The organism is Pantoea sp. DY-5 (assembly GCF_019795955.1).
Classification (GTDB): Bacteria; Pseudomonadota; Gammaproteobacteria; order Enterobacterales; family Enterobacteriaceae; genus Pantoea; species Pantoea leporis.
Window position 1 is genome coordinate 34,848 of sequence record NZ_JAIMIE010000011.1, and the last position, 18,032, is coordinate 52,879.

17 protein-coding genes are annotated in these 18,032 nt (G+C 64.9%); all 17 read right to left on the bottom strand.

The window, feature by feature from the left end; genetic code table 11:
- Positions 1 to 7 precede the first annotated feature (7 nt).
- The gene (gene traX / locus K5Y30_RS24050; RefSeq protein WP_222213875.1) at positions 8 to 580 is read right to left on the bottom strand and encodes a conjugal transfer protein TraX; all 573 of its coding nucleotides are present in this window, start codon (positions 578 to 580) and stop codon (positions 8 to 10) included.
- On the bottom strand, positions 577 to 1,338 hold the full coding sequence (locus K5Y30_RS24055) for a prepilin peptidase-dependent protein (protein ID WP_222213877.1): 762 nt from the start codon (positions 1,336 to 1,338) through the stop codon (positions 577 to 579). The genes traX and K5Y30_RS24055 overlap by 4 nt, the downstream gene beginning before the upstream one ends.
- A 17-nt stretch (positions 1,339 to 1,355) precedes the next feature.
- On the bottom strand, positions 1,356 to 2,579 hold the full coding sequence (traW, locus tag K5Y30_RS24060; RefSeq protein ID WP_222213878.1) for a conjugal transfer protein TraW: 1,224 nt from the start codon (positions 2,577 to 2,579) through the stop codon (positions 1,356 to 1,358).
- A gap of 18 nt (positions 2,580 to 2,597) precedes the next feature.
- Entirely contained in the window at positions 2,598 to 5,648 is a 3,051-nt protein-coding gene (locus K5Y30_RS24065; RefSeq protein ID WP_222213880.1) for an ATP-binding protein, read from the bottom strand.
- The gene (locus tag K5Y30_RS24070) at positions 5,620 to 6,240 is read right to left on the bottom strand and encodes a conjugal transfer protein (RefSeq protein WP_222213882.1); all 621 of its coding nucleotides are present in this window, start codon (positions 6,238 to 6,240) and stop codon (positions 5,620 to 5,622) included. The genes K5Y30_RS24065 and K5Y30_RS24070 overlap by 29 nt, the downstream gene beginning before the upstream one ends.
- Positions 6,241 to 6,376: 136 nt before the next feature.
- Positions 6,377 to 6,916 (bottom strand): hypothetical protein, encoded by a 540-nt coding sequence (locus tag K5Y30_RS24075; RefSeq protein ID WP_222213884.1) that lies wholly within the window; start codon positions 6,914 to 6,916, stop codon positions 6,377 to 6,379.
- Between the two features lie 26 nt (positions 6,917 to 6,942).
- Entirely contained in the window at positions 6,943 to 7,281 is a 339-nt protein-coding gene (locus K5Y30_RS24080) for a hypothetical protein (RefSeq protein ID WP_222213886.1), read from the bottom strand.
- A 61-nt stretch (positions 7,282 to 7,342) separates the two neighbouring features.
- On the bottom strand, positions 7,343 to 7,678 hold the full coding sequence (locus K5Y30_RS24085; RefSeq protein ID WP_222213888.1) for a hypothetical protein: 336 nt from the start codon (positions 7,676 to 7,678) through the stop codon (positions 7,343 to 7,345).
- A 62-nt stretch (positions 7,679 to 7,740) separates the two neighbouring features.
- A complete protein-coding gene (locus K5Y30_RS24090; RefSeq protein WP_222213890.1) occupies positions 7,741 to 8,064 on the bottom strand; it encodes a hypothetical protein in 324 nt (107 codons plus the stop codon).
- Positions 8,065 to 8,132: 68 nt separating this feature from the next.
- Positions 8,133 to 8,519, bottom strand: coding sequence for a DUF6750 family protein (locus K5Y30_RS24095; protein WP_058970039.1), 387 nt, complete (start codon positions 8,517 to 8,519; stop codon positions 8,133 to 8,135).
- A gap of 76 nt (positions 8,520 to 8,595) precedes the next feature.
- Positions 8,596 to 9,135, bottom strand: coding sequence for a conjugal transfer protein TraQ (gene traQ / locus K5Y30_RS24100; protein WP_222213893.1), 540 nt, complete (start codon positions 9,133 to 9,135; stop codon positions 8,596 to 8,598).
- A gap of 9 nt (positions 9,136 to 9,144) precedes the next feature.
- Positions 9,145 to 9,918, bottom strand: a complete 774-nt coding sequence (gene traP / locus K5Y30_RS24105) for a conjugal transfer protein TraP (protein WP_222213895.1) — start codon at positions 9,916 to 9,918, stop codon at positions 9,145 to 9,147.
- Positions 9,911 to 11,218, bottom strand: coding sequence for a conjugal transfer protein TraO (gene traO / locus K5Y30_RS24110; protein WP_222213897.1), 1,308 nt, complete (start codon positions 11,216 to 11,218; stop codon positions 9,911 to 9,913). Before traO ends, traP begins: the two co-directional genes overlap by 8 nt.
- 2 nt (positions 11,219 to 11,220) lie before the next feature.
- Positions 11,221 to 12,156, bottom strand: coding sequence for a DotH/IcmK family type IV secretion protein (locus K5Y30_RS24115; protein ID WP_222213899.1), 936 nt, complete (start codon positions 12,154 to 12,156; stop codon positions 11,221 to 11,223).
- A gap of 7 nt (positions 12,157 to 12,163) precedes the next feature.
- Positions 12,164 to 12,856: a DotI/IcmL/TraM family protein gene (locus K5Y30_RS24120; protein ID WP_222213901.1), complete on the bottom strand. Its 693-nt coding sequence runs from the start codon at positions 12,854 to 12,856 to the stop codon at positions 12,164 to 12,166.
- A 9-nt stretch (positions 12,857 to 12,865) separates the two neighbouring features.
- A complete protein-coding gene (locus K5Y30_RS24125) occupies positions 12,866 to 13,216 on the bottom strand; it encodes a conjugal transfer protein (RefSeq protein WP_222213903.1) in 351 nt (116 codons plus the stop codon).
- A gap of 22 nt (positions 13,217 to 13,238) precedes the next feature.
- Positions 13,239 to 18,005, bottom strand: coding sequence for an LPD7 domain-containing protein (locus K5Y30_RS24130; RefSeq protein WP_222213905.1), 4,767 nt, complete (start codon positions 18,003 to 18,005; stop codon positions 13,239 to 13,241).
- Positions 18,006 to 18,032 lie beyond the last annotated feature (27 nt).

Sequence of the window (18,032 nt, forward strand, 5' to 3'; positions counted from 1 at the left end):
ATACCGTTCATAACAGCCCCCCGCTCAGCACCTGACGGCACCAGCGCGTCTCCTGCAGGTAAGCCTGAAAACTCCCGTTCTCTGACGCCGACACCCGCTTTTGTGTGAGCTGCCACAGGCGATAGCTGGCCTTCAGCGCCTGCACAAAACCGGTTGCAGCGAGCAGCAGCAGAACCATCACCACGCAGCCGACGCGCAGCCAGCCGGTGCCGCTCACGCTGCTGCCGGCCGCCATCAGCATCAGCAGAAAGCCGGCGGCGGGCAGGCCGGTGAGCCACATCAGCCCCCACCAGATCCAGCGGCTGACGCTAAAGTTACGTGCAAGCCGCGCGGGGGCCATACCGCTGTCCGCCACCGCCTGCGACCAGTCAGCCGGGCGGTAGTCGCCGCCACCGCGGCCTGCCGTGACCTCACGGAGTCGCTGCCACAGGCGGGAGACGTTGCGCCCGGCGTGTCGCGCCACGCTTGTGACCTCCCACGCCGGCAGCACCACGTTCAGGGCTATCCAGCCCGCGCGCTTCGCGGTGATGCGGGCGGGTTTAGCGCCGTCCTCGCGGACGGCTGAGTCATTGTCTTTCACAGCGGTTCTCCTTCTGCGGTCAGGACGGGTTCAATAAGCGAAAACGTCACGGAATGCAGCGCCGCCATCGCCTGCAGGCCGCCCGCGAGGAAGCCGTACACGGAGGTCAGGTCTTCGCTTTCCATGCAGCGGATGTCGGGCGTCAGGAAGATGACCTGCCCCGGCCGCTGGCGGAGCGTGCTGAGCCTGAAGCCCGTTGCGCCCGTAAAGGTCTCGGCCACGTGCGGATGATGAAAGATTTCCATCCGGTTGCGGATGGCCAGCACCGACTCGCTGGCGCCCTCAAGCGTGAGCAGAGCCCGCGCCGTCTGCAGCGCAGGGTGGTAAGGATACTGACGGCTCCAGCGGGCGATGCTGCTCCAGAGGTCACCGGCCCAGAGCTGCCCGGCCAGCGCCCCGAGCCCGGCGGTGCGGCCGGTAAAATGCCCGGTGTCGTCCGCGAACGTCAGGACGCAGGTCATAAGCCGGCGCGTCAGGTCGCTGTGGCGGTCCGGCGGAAACAGCGCGGCGGACAGGCACTCACTGCCGTCTGAAGCCCGGACGCTGCGCATCGCTGCCAGCACGTCCCAGACGTCGCCCTCCTGCGTCTGCCCGGGCGCCAGGCGCCACGCCTGCCACAGGTTTTTCCAGCGCGGCGCCTGCCAGAAGGTCTCCCACAGCGCGCCGCAGGGGTCAAGCACCAGCACCGGGCCGCTGCCCGCGTCCAGCAGGGATGAAAGCGCGCCGGCGTCCGGCGCAAAGGTACCGCTTGTTGTCATGGGATACTCCGGGAAGGTTACTGTGCGCTCACGCCGGCGCTCATCTGCGAGGACAGCGCCTGCAGCTGCGGGGCGTACTCATTTTTTGCCGCCAGCGCCAGCTGCTGGCCGCTGATGATGTTGGCCTGACGCAGCTCGTTTTTGATGCCGAGCGCCAGCCAGTTGGCCAGACTCTGCTGGCGCGCCATCTCGCGCAGCAGGTTGTCGCCGTCCATGCCCTGCAGGTCGGTGACCCACGCGGTGTTGGCGTAGCGGCGTCCGACCTCAAATGCCTCAAACTCGCGCTCGCTCATGGTGCCGGTCTGCTTTGCCTGCGCCGAGGCGGTCTGCTGAAAGTAGCTTTCGGCCGACGGTGCCTGTCGCGCTTCGGTGAGTGCGGCCTGCGTGGCGTCCTGCGGCTGGCTTGCCGCCACCATGTCCAGCTGCGGCTGCATCGCCGCGCTCTGCATGGCCTTGTACTGCGTGAGCAGGCCCTGATACTCCTGCCCGGTGGCGGTCTGGATTTCGCCCTTGCCCGGCGTGCGCCCGGCGTCGAGCTTTGCCGAGTTCTTCACGTAGGCCATGGCCGCGTCCGTCTGCGCCTGGGTGAAGGTGAGTTCCGGGTCTTTGCCCGCGGGCCCTGCCCCGTCGTAAAGCGAACGGGCTTCGGTGTCACCGCCCGGAAGCTGAGAGACCGACGGGCATAGGCCTGTGCCGCCGTAGAGCTTCGCCTCCTCCGCCGTGCAGTAGGCCGCATGAATGAGCGCGCTGCGGTAGCCGCCCTGCCGCGGCGTGGTCGGCAGGCTCGCCAGCGTCTCGCGCACTACCGCGTTCGACACCCCGCTGCCGCCGGCAAGCTTCGAAGCCGCCGCTCGGGTTGCCTGACTCACCTGCGCAGCGGTCCCGGAGGCGGATTCGCTGCAGATGCTGTCCGGCACCGTATACGCCGCGCGGGCCTTCTCCAGCCGATCCGCCTGACGGTTGAAGTTCTCCGCCTCGCGCTGGGTGCGCGCGGCCTCCGTGACGGCGGTGGTGACCTTGTCGGCATTCTGCACCACGGCCGTGCCGGTTTCGGTTTCGGCGGAGAGGATTTCCCCGAGCGTGGCCTGCATGGTCTTCAGCGCCGGCACGACGAGTTGTTCTGTCGGGGCGCTGGTTATGACCTCTACGGGATAGGCCAGTGCTTTCGGCGCCAGCGCCGCCAGCACGCAGGCAGCAAGCAGCCGGCGCCCCGCGGGGCGCCAGTGTGTGGATGGTTGCATATCAGTACTCCTGAAGGGTCAGAGGTCGTAGCCCTGTTTATCGATAAGCTCGGTGGCCAGCTGACGGATGACGCTGTCACCGCGCTCCTCGCCGGCGGTGCGCCGTTGGTGCTCGATGACTTTTTCGGCCGAGCCATTGGGGAAGAAGCGGGCGAGAATGCGGCGGGTTGTCTCTTCGCCGACGTCTTTTTCAAGCGTGCGGCGCAGCGACATGTCCACCGGCGTGGTGCTGTGGCCCCACAGCTCCTCCGGGCCCACCGTGTTTTTCATGATGTGGGCAATCGTGCTCCCCCCTTTAATACGGAAAATGCCGAGGAACGGCACGCCACTGCCGTCATCCGACGGCCCGCTGCCCATGCGCTCAAAGTTGTCCAGCGTGACGTCCGGCACCTTAAAGCGCTCTTTAAGCAGCGCGCGGTCCTCCGGATCCACGCCGACCATATAGACGGAGTTGGCCGACTGGCGCAGCGCCTCGGGCATGTCCCGGAAATACTGTGAAGCCAGCACGGTGCGCACGCCGAACTTACGCTGCTCACGGTCGGCGGTCTCCAGCATCGGGAAGATAAAGGGGACGCCCTTGGCGTTGTGCAGCTCGTCGTACTGTTTGGTTTTGACCTCCTCGTCAAGCTGCTGCACGCGGGCGCGGTGCAGGCTGTGCCAGCGCTCATCCAGTCTGGGAAAGAGCTCATCCTGATACTGCGGCAGCACGAAGTCGCCGCCCGCGATATGACCGGCGAACAGGTACATCATGCCGGTCTGCAGATAGCCCGCCTTTGACTTGTCGCCGGCAACGTACTGAATATCGACCGTAATGACGCGCGCCTTCGGGCTTATCATGAAGCGCGTGCGCCCGGCAAACATGCGGTACTGTCCGCAGGCGTCGCGCAGGCAGCGGGCAATATACTCAATCAGCGCCTCATTGCTGCCGTCGCGCTGTATCTTGCCGTACATGCTTTTGTAATCTTCACTGAGCAGGCGCGGCGCCATGTCCGCCAGCTCCGGCACCGCCATAAACTGTGCCCGCTGCGCCGCATCCGTGTCCCCCGCGTCCTGCAGCAGGTCGCGCACCTCGTACCAGGTGGCGTTGTCCCGGTATTCCGGATGCGCCTCCCAGATACCGGCCTCTTCGAGTGCCGCATCAACCTGCGGCACAAGCCCGGGCTCATAGCGCCGCGGATCTTCGCGACAGGCCTTAAATGAATCGCTGACCAGTCGGCGCAGAATGATGGGGGTGTCGCGACCGTTGGGCGGCACGCCGGTGTCCGGGTCGATGCACAGCGCTGTCATCGCGTTTTCCATAAACTCGGACTCGTAGCTCAGCGGCGTCCTCAGCCCCAGCTGAATATCGAACAGGTTGCGGCAGTATTTAACGTCGTTGCGCAGGACGATGCTCAGCACCTCATCCTTACGCCCGGGCGGAAGCGCCGCCCGCAATATTGAGGTCATCCCCGTCGCGCTGAAGCCTTTCTCGATCCCCGCAAAGAAGGGCAGCTGCCGCTGTGCGGTCATGGCCAGAATAATGGGCTGGCGGTTGATAAACACCGATTTACCGCCGCCGGATTCGCCGGCAACGATGGAGGTTTTCTTGGTCTGGTTCGACGGGGCGAGCGCGACGGGCATCAGCTTACCGTCAGGCGACACGAACAGGGCATTACCGTCCTCGCTCCATGCCGTCGTGGGCCGCGAGAGCGGCATCAGGTTCAGCGCCTCGGAAAGCGGCGGATACATCAGGCAGGGCCCGCTCGCAGCCGAGGACGCCGTCAGCGTAGCGACCCATGCACGAACCGGATCGCCGAAGGTCTGCGTGACGCCGCAAACCCCCCAGGAGGTCAGCGCCTGCTGCAGTAGCGTCAGATTGCGCGTTACCGTCTCCGGCGAATCTCCCCAGGTGGCGGCGGTGATGGTCATCACGCACACCGGCTCGTGCATGTCACGCGCCGCCAGCTTTGTAATCGACTGAAAAATGGGCCTGAGACCGGGTACCCACTCGGAAAAGCTCAGCACGCCGTGTTTGCCGCTGAGCCGGCGCATGCCCCCCGGCATCAGGTCCTTTCTGATGCGAAACGGCACGCTGCGGGGGATAAGCGCGCGCAGTTTCGCAAAGCTCTGCGGGTTCTGCGGGCCGAGGTTCATCGCTACGGTGCCGTGCCAGACGCCGCAGATTTTCAGCAGGTTATTGCGGATTTCTTCGACGTTCGTCCCCATGACCTGAAACTTCAGCCAGGGCGCCAGGAAGGGCGTCACATCCTCGCCCTGACGTACACCGTGAGGAATGACGCGATCGGTCGGCAGCAGCGGCTGCCAGTGCTCTCCGGTGCCCGGGTCGACCTGCGCCCGCAGCACCCGCCCCGCCTCATGGACGTCAATGCGGCGCATCAGCACGCCCTTGCCGCTGTCGCTGAGCGCGCGCTCCACCTGCGAAAGAAAGGCATCATGGCGGATTTTTAGACCGGGCAGCTCGGTCAGCAGCGGGTTCTGTCCGAACACCGCCGAGGGACTGCCCTTGACCAGTTCGCCGATCCGCGCGTTCTCATCGCGCAGTTCGTGCCCGGCGAGGACGCCGCGACCGGTGTAGCACACAAGCCAGGTGCGCTCGCGGTTTACCCAGGGTGACAGCTTCGTCACCTGCTCGTCCAGCATGTAGTCCAGCTTCAGACCGGAGCGCTTCAGCGACTGATACTGCGGGGTCAGCAGCCGTCTGATTTCGGCCTTCCCGCCGTCCGGATCGCACTCGTGAACGGTGCTGATTTTGTGACCGGCATGGCGGTAGTGCGAGTTCAGCGACTCTGTCATGCGATCCAGCCGGCCCTGCCATGAGTCGTCGTGTGAAGCCGGCAGGGTTTCATCCGGCTCGCGGTAGCTGCCCGCCACCTCATAGACCGTCAGAAAGTCACCGTTGTGGGTGACCATGATGTAGGGCCCCTTCAGCTCCGGATGTCGGATGCGATCGTCATCGGAGAGGCGCACCACGGTTTCCAGATCGCAGTAATCGGGCAGGTCGCGCGACACGGCAAAGCGCGTGGCGGCGGTGATGATCTCTTCAGTCCAGCGGATGAGGCGGTTTGGCATACAGGTCGCTCCGGGTATAGGTATTCCAGGCCGGGGTGTGCACGGCGCTTGCGGCGGTGCGGCCCAGCGGCAGCAGCAGGGTTGCATCTTTAAAAACGTCGTGAGGCAGAATAAGCACGCAGCCTTCCAGCCGCTGCTGCAGCCCCGCTCGCTTTGCAGGTGGCAGCTGGCGGAACGCCGCCGCAAACTCACTGGCGCGGGAGGTGCCCCACATGCCCTCAACCTCGCGCGCGTGGCGGGCCAGCCAGTTCCATACCCTGCGTGACTTCTTGCGCAGGGCTTTGCTGTCGCTGCGCAGTCCGATAAGCGCACGGCGCTGGAGGTTGATGATGTCGGACGCCGGCGCATCAGGCAGCCAGGCAAGGTGTCCGTGCGCGGCAGTGGGACTGTCGAGATTGAGGGTCAGCCAGCACAGCGTACAAAGCGGCTGTGCGACCGGCCCCTGCCACAGGCGCTGCGCGCGCGTGCCGCAGCAGCGGCAGGCCGGCCCGGGTTCAACGGGAACGGGCCTCGGGGCTGCGTCTTCGCCGCTGACGTCCGGCATAAGCGGCAACAGACCGCCTGCCTCTGCCGGAGGCTGATAAACAGACATAGCGTGTCCTTACAGGCAGGGCCTGATGAAGATTGAGAAGTTAAAGCCATGGAAAAGTCAGAGAGGTTTGTAGCGGTGGTGCAGCGTAAGTCTGATAGCGGTCAGGGGCAGTCGTGTGCATGCCGCTGCGTTGCCTTTAGTGCCAGAAAGAGAGGGCCGGGTGCCGACCGCCGAACACAAAATACGTCACGGCCAGAACAATAAGTATGACGGCAAAAAATCCAAGGGGCGTACACTGTAGAAAGTACGAAATGTCTGACAGGTGTGGATGCTTCTGCGACCACTCACTCTGACACTGGTATATTTCGCCCAATTTCTTCATGTGTACCTGCCATTCTTTTCTGCTTACCTGCTTTTCCTCAGCAGTCTCAAAACGGAATGCCTGCCCTGTGTCATAGTGGTAGGCTTCTTCAAGCCTGTCTACGATGCTCCGCAGCATAGACTTCTGATGAGGCGTAACATGCCTGAAGAAACGGCTGCTCCTCAGGCGATAAAAGAACTGCAAGCGGTCGCGATGTAGATGATCCGCAAAAGTATCAGCAATAAAGTCGCCATCGTCCCGGATGTCCGCCATATCCTGCATAATTTTGTTTCTGAAACGGCGGGGGACGACCTCAAGCGCGTCCAGCATAATTCTGCGATAGTCCTTCGCTTTATCAATGTGGTAGAGCTTCATTGTCAGCCTCTTATGTAAAAGAACGCTCAGTCGACGGTGACCCCGACGCAGTGGTGTGAATGAGATAAATGTTGCATGAGCCCGTAGCAGCAAAGAGCAACCAGCCCGGTGGCCAGAATCGCAATGAAAAAAAGCCGCATCACTCTCCTGACCTTCATCCGACGCGGATAGCCCATGGCGAAAAACAGGGGAGTCGTGCAGATAAAAGCGCCAAAGAGCGCGTACTGTCCGAGTGAACGTTCATCCGGACTCAGGTAGCCCGGTATTGACCCGCACAGCTCTGGCGGCCTTAAAAACACAACGTAGGCAAGAATCAGCCACAGAAGCCCAGCCAGTAGCAGGGTAAACCTGACGATAACGTTCATATCTTCTCCTCCAGCGTGACGGCAGAGCTCAGCTTTCTGCACCCACCCGGTCTCTGCCGCTTCAGTCCACAACAAGACTGTCCCCATTCCACTGAGGCCAGCCCGTTCCCGGCTGCACGCTACAGCGGGCAACATGATTGCCCACCTTTGCTTCAGCACCCTGACTGAATGCTTTGCCGTCCAGCCAGCAGGCACCTTTATATGCTTCCTTATCCTGCTGCTCGATATGAGTCAGAATCTTCTCCACCCGGCTGTTGGTTTCCCTGACGATATCGTTGATATCACTTATCTCCGTTGCCATGTAGGGGTCCAGCACGCCGGCAGATACCGGTGCACTTTCGCTGATGGTGGCGAGTAACAGAGAGGCAGCCACCGCCGCCGGAATAAAGGTTTTCATCCTGAAACTCCGCAAACGTTCAGACATCATCAGAAGTGCCGCCCGGAAGGCGGCAAAGGTGGTTAATTCACATTGACGCCGGACTTGCTCCACTGCGGCCATCCCGTTTTAGCCTGTACGCCGCAGGTCACCGCGTGACCCGCTGTGGTGGCCTCTGCCCCCTGACTGTAGGCTTTGCCGTCCAGCCAGCAGGTGCCGTTCTGCGCGCTCTGGTTCAGCGCAGTGAAAAGCTGCTGCAGGCGGCCGTCAATAACCTGTGCGGTGGCGTTCAGCTGGTCGAGTTTCTGACTGACGTCAGTATCGCTCACCGGCTGGCTCGCCTGGGCGCCGATGCACAATCCGGCAGATAAGGTGAAAGCAGTAACAGTGCTCAGTAAGGTTTTCATCAGGTCACTCCGGATGAGTTGTGAAGCCAAAGGAAATGACCGCCCCTGTCCGGGGCGGTGTACCGGGGTTAACCCACGCTGACCGGCGTCATGCCAACCTGCGTCTGACCGCGGCGGATAAGCTCCGGCACAACAATCAGCAGGATGCTGACCAGAAACGCAACCAGCACCATCCACGGCCTGACCTGCGGATTGTTCTTCATGCTTTTCAGGGCAAACAGGCTGCCGATAACTCCAACCACGCCGGCAAACACCGCAATGTTGATAGCACTTTTGGTGCCCGACGTGGCCCCCTGTGACACGCTGTTAAACATGTCCGCAATATCCCCGTCGGCCATGGCCATCGGTGATATTAAGGCGAGCCAGGCAGTCAGGGCACGCAGCGTCAGGCGACGCAGGGTTTCAGACACAGTCAGGGCGAGCGCGTACACCGCGCAGTAAAGGCGAGTCATCATGGTTTTTTCCTTAAGAATGAGTGTGGCCGGATGGCCGGTTAAATCGTCCGTGAGGACGGAATATCAATGGCCTGCGTCAGTGCAGGCCAAGCGTTTTCTGAATGGCGTCAAGCAGGTAGGGGTTACAGACAAACATCACGCCAATGATAAATTTCGAGGTGCCGGTGTTCACGTCGTTCCCGGCCGTCAGGCCGGTATGACCGTCTTTTTTGGACCGGCGCCAGAGCAGTACGCCGGAGAGCGCAAACCACACGCCGATCATGCGCAGCAGGGTCAGCAGGGCGTTGGCCGCCACCGCCCCCTGCCCGAACGTGCCCTGGTCGACGTAGCTGATGGCGTCAAACGACACCTGCCAGCCCACCTGACGCGCGCCCGCGCCGATGAGCTGGTCAAGGCCCACCAGGCCGCAGCACAGCAGCACCCAGGCAATGACCGCACCGCCGCTCGCTGCCTGTCCTGGCGCCTTGCGGGCAAGCCAGGACTGTCGGGCAAGAAAGCCGCTGGAGCCCACCACACCAAAGAGGATGCCGAGCGTGAGGGCAAGATTAATGCCCGCACTCTGCAGCCCCGAGGCCAGATTTGACAGCATGGTGATGCCGTCGAGCGATCCTCCCATGACGCCTCCCTAGCGCAGCACGCCGGCGTTGGTCGTCACGCTGCCGTCAGCCGCATTCACCTCCCGCACCGTCACGCCGCCGAGGCTGTCGCCGGGCTGCACTGCCCACGTTCTGCCCTGCCAGCTGACCCACGCCATACCGTTCTGCAGGCTTTCCAGCCGCATCCCGGACAGTGCGGAGCGCGGGCTTTTGCGCCCTGCCGAGGCGTGGCCTGACTCAGCATCCGGCCTCACGGCCAGCACGGTCACCAGGTTGCCCAGCCTCGCGTTTTCTTTCGCCAGACCGTCGAACTGCTGCTGCAGCGTGGCCAGCGCTTTCGTCTGCGCGCGCACCGTGTCTGACAGGCGGGTGATGGCTTCGCGGTTGGCCGCCTCAAACTCACGACCTTCCCTGATAAGCTTCACCACGTCATCCGGCACGCTGCCGGCGGTCCCGGTGTCGTTCAGCGCGCTGACCGGCACGCTGAGCCCACCGGTCTGCGGCGGTGCAGGAGCAGACGCCACCGGAGGGGCAGCCGACGCAGCTGCGGGTGCCGGCTGCACGTTGCTGAAACCGGGCTCCTGCCCGAAGGCAAGCTGCCCGGCGTCCGGCGCGGAGGAGGACGGCACCAGCAGGAACCAGCCGGCGGCGAGGATGACTATCGCCCCGCCGGCCAGCCACGGCAGTGACTGCCCAAGAAAGAGCTTGCGCGTCAGCAGGCTCTCTTTCTTCAGTACCGGCGGCGCGGGAACCTGCGCATTATCGGGCGCGCTGACCACCGGCTGCGGATCGAATTCATTCACGTGGAGTTCCTCTCTGTTCGGCCGCGCGGATGCGCGTCTGTGTTTCCGCGCGCAGGTCGGCGGCGGTCGGGGTCGGGTTGCTGCTCAGCGCGGCAGGTGATGTTGTGGTCGTGGCAGATACTGCCCCACCCTGCGCGGAGACGGCGTCGGTGCTGTACACCCCGCTCATAAACTGAATGGCCACCACCTCGTTGTTTTTCACGGTGACGGTGCGATCCGGCAGGCGGGAGGCGTCACTGGCCAGCACCTGCCCCGCACGCTGGGCCATGCCGCCGGCAATCACGCCGCCGACCACCGTCGGGTCCGGCAGACCGGGACGGGCAGTGACGGTGTTAAAGCCGTTGCTCAGCAGCTGCGTGTTGGACTGCGAGTAAAGCTGCCCCGCTTCACCGACGCCGCCGAAGATCGAGGGCAGCACGATGCGGCGGACGTAGTGATGGTCAACGTCGGTCGCAATGTTGGCCACAAGCGTCTTGTCGTCGAGCGCGTAGGCGTCCACTTTGTAAGCCTGCCCGTTCAGCGTCATGCTGGTGAAGTGGATGATGACGCCGTCACCGGACAGCTTCGCGCCTTCAGGGGCCTTGAGTTTCGCACCCGCATACGGGCCCGTTTCAATACATCCCAGCACCGGCGTGGCGCCATTATCAGAGTCCACGCCGGTGCAGATTTTCCCCGGACCGCGCCAGTAAGGTGCCACCACGACAGAGGGCGGCGGCGTGTTCGCCGCGTCCTGACGGCTGCGGGCCGCGGCAAGCTGCACGTTGCTGCCGGGCAGCGAATCCCGCCATTCCGTCCAGCCGCCGTCCTTGCCGCCCATTAGCTGGGCCGCGGGCAGCTCACCGGCTTTCGGCTCTGCCTGCAGCTTCGCCAGCAGCGCGGCGAGCGACTTCTGCCGCGCCTCCGCCAGCCTCTTTTCCTCATCAGGCGTGCGTCCGCTGCGCGCCGCGCCGGGTGGCGTCTGTGCCGCCGTCACCGGGGCCGCCTTTGGCGGTTGGGCCGGCGCCGCCACGTCCTGCTGCAGCGGAATGCTGGCGATAAAGCTCTGGTTTGAAGCCGCCGCGTTCTGCGCGCCGCGGGCATTGTTTTCCCGCAGCAGCTCGCGATAGGCCGGCTGCTCCTGTGCGCGGGTCTGGGTCGTGCCCGTGACGCGGGTCAGGTCCACGCGGGAGGCCACAGGCGGAGGGGCCGCCACCCAGCTCCACAGCGCGTAGCCGCCCCCGACCACCGCCACCACACCGCCGGCAATCAGGCCCATCATCAGGCGGATGTTACGCCCGCCGGTGTTCTGTTGATCGCTCATGATTACTCCAGGGCAATGCTGAGGGCTTCGGTGCGCCCGTCAACGGAAAAGGCCACGCGCGGCGTCAGCGGCAGCTTCCAGAGATGCGTGCCGTCGGCCGAAGAGAGCGTGGTGTCGAACTCGTCGCGGATGTCCGCGCGCGAGCGAATGTAGAGGTCGTCGCCCTGCTGCCACACCGCCGTGTCCGGCACGCTGCCGGTGGTTTTCAGGCGCTTTGCGCCCGCTGGCGGCACGCCGTCCAGAAAGGCCTGCAGCACGTCGTCGTGCAGTCCGATGCGCGACGGGCCCGGCGCATCGGGCGCCGCACCTGGTCCGCGGCGGGGAATACGCAGGTCAAGGCGCGCATCTACCGTCCAGGTCTTCTTCGTGGTGTCGGCCTCGCCGCTCATCACGCTTATCTGGAGCGGCACCGACAGCCCCTCAAGACCGACGGTAATGAGCGTGTTCACAAAGTCTTTGTTTGCCTTGATGCGCATAAAGGAAGCGCCGGGCGTCCAGTCCACCGTGATATCCGGCGAACCGCTCAGGGGAGCGCCGGTGATTTTCCAGGGCGCGCCGGTGCTGTCGATAAAGCTCACGGAGGCCGGCCAGTTAACCGCGGTGCGCACCAGCGGCAGGCTGGCGCCCGGCTGCAGGCTCACGGTCTGCGCGCTGATGCGCGGCACCGCCGTAATGCCCGGCGTGGCCATCGCCCGGTCCTGCTCGGTCTGCAGGGCGCGCAGGCGGCGGATTTCATCGGCCGACAGCGGCGCCACCGTGGCCTCCGCCTGGTCATAGGCGACCGATGACGGCGGCGGCAGGGGCTGATTCGGTAAGGGACCGGCGGGTGCGACTGCGGGTTGTCCGGAAGCGGCGGGCGTGCCGGTAGCGGGCACCGCGGCGGCGCCCGCGCACCCGCACAGCGCCAGCCACAGGGCCAGCGTGCGAAAGTGGCTCATAGCTGTCTTATCCTGCGTTGTTGGTGATGGTCTGCGTGACCTCAAGACCGCGCGGCTTGAGTCGCACGTCGGCCTGCTGAATGCGCAGCGTGAAGATATAGCGAAGCGGCGGACTGCTGCTGTTCTGTCCCTGCAGGCGCATGGTCACGGGATACTGGAACTCCCACGTGTAACGCCCGCCGATGACGCCGCGGCGGGTGATAACGCCCGGCTCCACGGTGTTGGTCAGGTTCATGCGCTTGTCCTTAACCAGCGACAGGATGTTGGACCCGGTGGTCAGCGCCTGGTTGTAGCCGGTGAAGCCCTCTTCCGAGAAGTCCGGCGAGGCCGCCGTCATCTGGTCGCGGTAGTGCACAAAGTCCAGCGTGAAGGCCTTACTGATGGTGTCGGCGCCGAACTGGCGCACGTCGCTTTCGCTCCATACCGGCTTGTCCGTCGGGTAAAACGGCGTGATGCGGCCGTTTTCAGTGGCCACATAGTGCCCGGGCGCGTTCACCACCACGTATATCAGCACGATAATGGCGATCGCCTGGATCGCGTTGATGATGAGGCTCCACACGGCTACGGTCAGGCAGCGGTGTGCAAACGCCGCGCCCAGCGATCGCTCATGCTGGGCGTGCACGGCATGCTCGTAAATGGCCGGGTCGGTGGCGGGTACAGCCGCCTCCTCAGGCGGCGCAACGGGTTGGGGATTCTGCATGAAGGCTCCTTACAGACCGTAGGACTGCCACGGGTCAATACTGGTGGGCAGGTTGCTGTTGATTTTGTCCGTCAGGGCCCCGCAGACCTTCTCCGACGCCTGATTCATGATGTCCTGCAGGCTCGGCAGGTTAGGCAGGCTGATAGATATATTGCGAATGCCCGACAGGCAGTTCTGCAGCTGATCGGACGTCTGGCTTTCGCGGGCTGCCCACGCGTCGCTGGCCTTTTTCGCGGCGTTATAGCCCGCTTCGCTGCCGGTCTGCGCCGCGCTGCCTGCGCGGCAGGTGGCGGCACCGGCGCCGAAGGCGGTGCAGCAGAAAAAGACCGCCACAAGGGCGGTCGCTGTTCTGTTTGTCATGTAAGTTCTCCGGAAAAATCGATTACTGGGCCGGCCGCGGCGGCGTGGCCGGTGCTGCCTGTGGTGCTGCTGCCGGCTGGTCCTTTACCCAGCCGGACTCGGCCTTGTAGCGCTCGTCGTAGCCGAGGCGCGCGTGCAGCGCGGCGGGCAGGTCGGCGGGCGCGTCCAGCTTCGCGATGCGCTGCTGCTCGTCGCCGGTGAGGCGGACCACCACGTGCTCGCGCGGTACCGGCTGGCCGTTTGAGCGGTTGATGCCGTTGCCGCTGCCGATGGGCTGCGCCCCCTCCGGCGTGAGCAGGTTAATCACCATCGGCGGCGCCTCTTTGCTGTCGGGGAGGCTGACCAGCACGTGCTGATAGACGCCCTCCTGCCGCACCACGCCCTGCAGGTAGTGACCGTCTCCCTGCACCAGGTACAGGTCCGGACGGCCGTCATCGCCCCACGCCGACATCACCGCCGCACCGGCACGCTCGTTATGTTCCGGTCGCGGCGCCGAGAGCGGGTCGCCCGCGACGCTGCTGCCCTGCCCGTCCGGCTTCAGCCAGTACAGGCCGTCGGCGGGCTTCGGCGGCGCGTGGATATCGAGTCCGAGGCGGCTCACCAGCACGTGCTGTATCTGCTGGTAGCGGTTCACGTCAACAGCCGCCAGCCGCACCATGTCTTCAGCACCGGTTTGCACGCGGGTGCCGCCGACCGGCGCCAGCGACCATTGATTGCGCCGCGTCGGCACCTTTTCATACTGACCAGTAAAGTTCCCCTGCGCGTCCTTCATGGGCTTATTGACGGTAACCGGCTGCTCCCCCATCCACTGCAGCGTAACCATGCGCCCGGGCTGCAGGTGAGTCTCGCGCAGCAGCCCGGCGAGCTCTTTGCCCCAGAACGTCTGCGAGCCTTCTTTAGTACGCAGGGTAATAAAGGTGCTTTCGCTCTGATCCGCTTCAAAACGGAACGGCGCCTGCCCGCAGGCGGTGACCTTGCCGGTCACCGGCTCACGCGCCTTTTCCGCCGGCGTATGAACCGCCGGTGAAATCTTCGGCGCGATGGGCTCTGCCGCCGGTGCAGAAGCGGGCTGCTGTGACGCTGTCACGGGTGCAGCGCTTTGCGCGGGCGCCTGTGCAGGTACAGCCTGCGCCTCCGCCATCACGGGCGGTGTCTCAGCGGCCCGCGGTGCCTGCGGGTCTCCGCGTACCGCATCAGCTGGGGCGGCCGGCGCCACGGGCTGACCCGCGGCGCGGCGCGCGGCGTCCAGGTCCGCCTGCTGGCTGGCGTTTTTCATGCTCACGTCAAGCTTATTGGCCACGATGACGCCGATCGCAAACGCCTTAAACTCGTCGCTGCCGGTCAGCTCAATGCGCCCCTGATAGTGATTGGCAGCGGTCAGCAGCGCGGCGAGCACTTTCTCCTGATGCGCGCTGGCGCCCTCCGCCATGACCAGCCGATTACCGCGGTCAATGAAGGCCGCCTCGCCGTCCAGCTTGTACAGCACGCTTTTGCCGTCCGGGTGCTTCTCGTGCGTGACGCGGCTCAGCAGCTTATCGGCATCGATGCGTGCCGATTTCGAGCCGGAAGAGGCTGGCGTATCTTCATCCTGCGCCGCCACGCGCGGGGCGCCGACCAGGATGGCATTTTCTGCGCCAAATGCGGAGGTCAGCGGGTTACCCGGCGGCACGGCTGGCTGCGGAACAGCCTCCGCCATGGGTGCTGCTGCTTCATGCGCAGGCTCCGGCGCGCGGGCAGCGGGTTCGGGTCGGGCGTCCGCTGCTGCCGTCTGCCAGGAGACATCCGGCACAGCAGAAGCAGCGGGAGCTGAGACCGATGGGGCCTGTGTTGCCTGCTCAGCTGCCGTGGCGGGTACCGCAGACGGTTGGGATGCCGTTGCAGCTGGCGCCGCATTAGCCGGCGGAGCCGTCACACTGGCGTCTGTCACCGGTGTTGCTGGTTCAGGCACGGCGGCCACGGACGGTGTGGCAACAGGAGCCGCCGCCGGCGCTGCCGCCGGCTCCGGAGAGGGAGCGTCAGAAGATGTGACCGGTACGGAAAGTGGTGCCGGTGTGGCCGCAGCGGCCGCTAGCGGCTGTGCGCCCAGGTTCGCAAAGGCCCCTTCTGCGGCTGACAGTGACGCCGGCGTGACGTTGCCGGTCTCTGACAGCCGCACGACCTCATTGCGCAGCACCGCCAGGTTATCCTCAAACTGAGCGCGCGTGACCTCACCGCGAACGAGCAGCCCAATCTGCGCCTCAATGCGTGAAGGGACGCTGGCAACGTCGAGCGAGGCGGATCCGGGATTGCGGGAGAGGTAGTCTCCGCGGGGAGCCGGTGCGTCCGGCGAGGGCATGCCCGCAAGTCCACCCTGCGTGACGCGGTCAAGCGCGCCCTGCACTTCTTTCAGGTGGCCGCCGGAATAGACGCCCAGCGCATTTGCATCATCAAGCTGCGCCTGCAGTCGCGCCACGTTTTCCATCAGCGCCGGCGCCGTCGTTTCACCGCGGGCCAGCGACACAAACTCATCACGCAGGGCCGTCTGAATACGATCAAGCGCCGTGGCGTTCGGGTCAGCGGCGGACGCCGGCGGCAACTGAGCCGCGAGCACCGCCGCGCCAGCCGAATACTGCGCGGCGCGCTCAGGGCTCTCCAGTGATGCCATGCGTTCAAAGACCGCGCGCGTTTCCTCCTGACGCCCGGGCGTAAAGCTCCCCGGGTTGGCGCGGGTAAACTCCCCGTAAAGCATCCGCACCTCACGATCAAACTGCGCTCGCGTCACGTCCCCGCGCGCCAGCAGCGCGTACTGCTGACCCACCCTGTCTGGTACGGTATTAATATCAAGTGTGCCGCCGGTCGGGTGCAGTGAACTCCAGGTATCGCGCTGCCCCAGCAGGCCGCGCAGGCGGCTGAACCCGCCCGTCTCCATGACGTTTGCCCCTGCCATTCCGCCCTGCGTCACCCGGTCGAAGACCTGCTGCATCTCCTTGACGTGCTCACGGGTGTACACGCCGGTTATCGCCGCGCTCTCCACGCGTGAACGCAGCGTGGTGATGTCCTGCAGCAGCGCCGCCGGTGAGACCTGACCGCTGGCCAGCGCGGCCAGCCTGTCGCGCAGTTCGGCGCCGGTGTCGTAAAGCCCGGTGAATCCGTCATAGGTACCCGGTGAAGCCGGCGCCGGCGTCACCGGTGCTTCAGGTGCTGGCTGCGCTGCCGCGACGCTTTCAGCCGCCGGCGCGGTGGCAGGTTGCGCTTCGGCAGTCGATGTCACGCCGGCCGCCGGCGCCGGGACATCAGGTTCGCTGACGTTAACGGCAGGCACCTCTGCAGGCACAGAGGTCGCGGCCTGGATGACCGGCTCGCTCACAGTGGCTGCAGACGGAGTGCTGTCCGCCGCCGGCGCGTCTGCCTGCTGCGCCTTCAGAATGCGATACACGCTGGTCTGCCCGATGCCGAGCTGCTCAGCAATCTTCGCGGGCGTGAGCCCTTCATCGCGCAGCTTCAGGATCTCATCCGTTTTCTCTTTTGCCGCCCCGGGGCGACGGACAGGTGTGGATTCGGCTGCGGCGTCCGGGGACGCGGCGGGAAGAGTGTCCGGCGCTGGCTGTGCGTCGTCAGATGTGGCCATGGGGGCATCCTTAAAGTTGAGCTGCTCAAGAGCCTGAGCAATGTCGGGAAGCAGCGTTTCGCGCAGGCGCTCGGCGCCGCGGAACAGGTGCAGGTCATTAAAATCGGTAAAGCCGCGCTCGATTTCGGCGGCCGTCAGGTCCGGCAGCAGCACCGCGCCACCGGTGGCCGCTGCGGCGCGGTTCGCCGACAGCACGCCTTTATTGACGTCTTTGGTGTGGTCGACATCGGCCATAAACAGATGCGGGCTGTCGGGGTAGCGGGCTTTCAGCACGCTGGCCACCGTTTCCATGTTGCCCGCATCAATAGTCATCACGACCGGATGACCGGTGACCATGTGCAGGCTGCGCGCGGTGGCGTAGCCCTCCGCGTACAGCACGGGCTCACCGTTTCGCAGCTCGCCCCCCTCCACGCGGAAGTGCCCGGCCTTGGGCGCGTCCTTATACAGATACTTTTCACCGTCGGGCGGAATGTACTGCAGCGTGCGGAACGCGCCGTCTGCGTCACGGAACGGCACGACCAGCGCGCCGTTGCGCGTCTGCCTGACGTCGTCTGCAACCGTGATGCCCTTTCGTACCAGATAGCCGTGCGCCGGGTCGGCCGCCGGCAGCCGGTCATAGAGCGCCTTTGCCTTTGCGGTCTGCTGCGCGTACAGCGCGGCCTGCTCGCGGGCAAAGTCATCCTGCGACTGGCGCATCACCGCGCGGATGTGCACGCGGGCCAGCGGGTCGGCTTCTCCCGTCCCGCTGCTGCTTGCCTTCCAGCGCGTGATGTCCTTGTCGTTCTCGGCACGGTGATAGTTGATGAACCAGCCGCCGGGCTTGATGCCGTCGAGAAATCCCCGATAGACGCCGTCTTTATTGCCTTTTTTCCCGTCGGCCACCGGCACGCGATGTCGCCTGCCGTCCATGACCGGCAGACCGTCAATCACCAGACCGCCGCTGGTCAGCGCATCCAGAAACTCTTCCTGCGGGTTACCGCCGCCGCTGCTGCGGATGCTGCGGTCCGGCAGCCACTTCTGCAGCCGGCTCAGGTCCGCGCCCGGGCGGGCGTACCAGAGCTGTGCCTCTTTGTCCCATGCGATCGCGCTGCGACCGTCCGGGTGCTTCCCGGCGTCGGCGCGTGCGGCGTCGCGCTGGTCCGGTAAGACGGCAAGCCATACCGGGTAGTCAGCTGTACTCATGATGCCTCCTGTTACAGGGTCAGAGAC

What these genes read in the sequence shown, in the direction of transcription:
- K5Y30_RS24055 (WP_222213877.1), bottom strand. Translation starts at nt 1,338, where the DNA reads ATGACAACAAGCGGTACCTTTGCGCCGGACGCCGGCGCGCTTTCATCC.
- traW (WP_222213878.1), bottom strand. Translation starts at nt 2,579, where the DNA reads ATGCAACCATCCACACACTGGCGCCCCGCGGGGCGCCGGCTGCTTGCT.
- K5Y30_RS24065 (WP_222213880.1), bottom strand. Translation starts at nt 5,648, where the DNA reads ATGCCAAACCGCCTCATCCGCTGGACTGAAGAGATCATCACCGCCGCC.
- K5Y30_RS24070 (WP_222213882.1), bottom strand. Translation starts at nt 6,240, where the DNA reads ATGTCTGTTTATCAGCCTCCGGCAGAGGCAGGCGGTCTGTTGCCGCTT.
- K5Y30_RS24075 (WP_222213884.1), bottom strand. Translation starts at nt 6,916, where the DNA reads ATGAAGCTCTACCACATTGATAAAGCGAAGGACTATCGCAGAATTATG.
- K5Y30_RS24080 (WP_222213886.1), bottom strand. Translation starts at nt 7,281, where the DNA reads ATGAACGTTATCGTCAGGTTTACCCTGCTACTGGCTGGGCTTCTGTGG.
- K5Y30_RS24085 (WP_222213888.1), bottom strand. Translation starts at nt 7,678, where the DNA reads ATGAAAACCTTTATTCCGGCGGCGGTGGCTGCCTCTCTGTTACTCGCC.
- K5Y30_RS24090 (WP_222213890.1), bottom strand. Translation starts at nt 8,064, where the DNA reads ATGAAAACCTTACTGAGCACTGTTACTGCTTTCACCTTATCTGCCGGA.
- K5Y30_RS24095 (WP_058970039.1), bottom strand. Translation starts at nt 8,519, where the DNA reads ATGATGACTCGCCTTTACTGCGCGGTGTACGCGCTCGCCCTGACTGTG.
- traQ (WP_222213893.1), bottom strand. Translation starts at nt 9,135, where the DNA reads ATGGGAGGATCGCTCGACGGCATCACCATGCTGTCAAATCTGGCCTCG.
- traO (WP_222213897.1), bottom strand. Translation starts at nt 11,218, where the DNA reads ATGAGCGATCAACAGAACACCGGCGGGCGTAACATCCGCCTGATGATG.
- K5Y30_RS24115 (WP_222213899.1), bottom strand. Translation starts at nt 12,156, where the DNA reads ATGAGCCACTTTCGCACGCTGGCCCTGTGGCTGGCGCTGTGCGGGTGC.
- K5Y30_RS24120 (WP_222213901.1), bottom strand. Translation starts at nt 12,856, where the DNA reads ATGCAGAATCCCCAACCCGTTGCGCCGCCTGAGGAGGCGGCTGTACCC.
- K5Y30_RS24125 (WP_222213903.1), bottom strand. Translation starts at nt 13,216, where the DNA reads ATGACAAACAGAACAGCGACCGCCCTTGTGGCGGTCTTTTTCTGCTGC.
- K5Y30_RS24130 (WP_222213905.1), bottom strand. Translation starts at nt 18,005, where the DNA reads ATGAGTACAGCTGACTACCCGGTATGGCTTGCCGTCTTACCGGACCAG.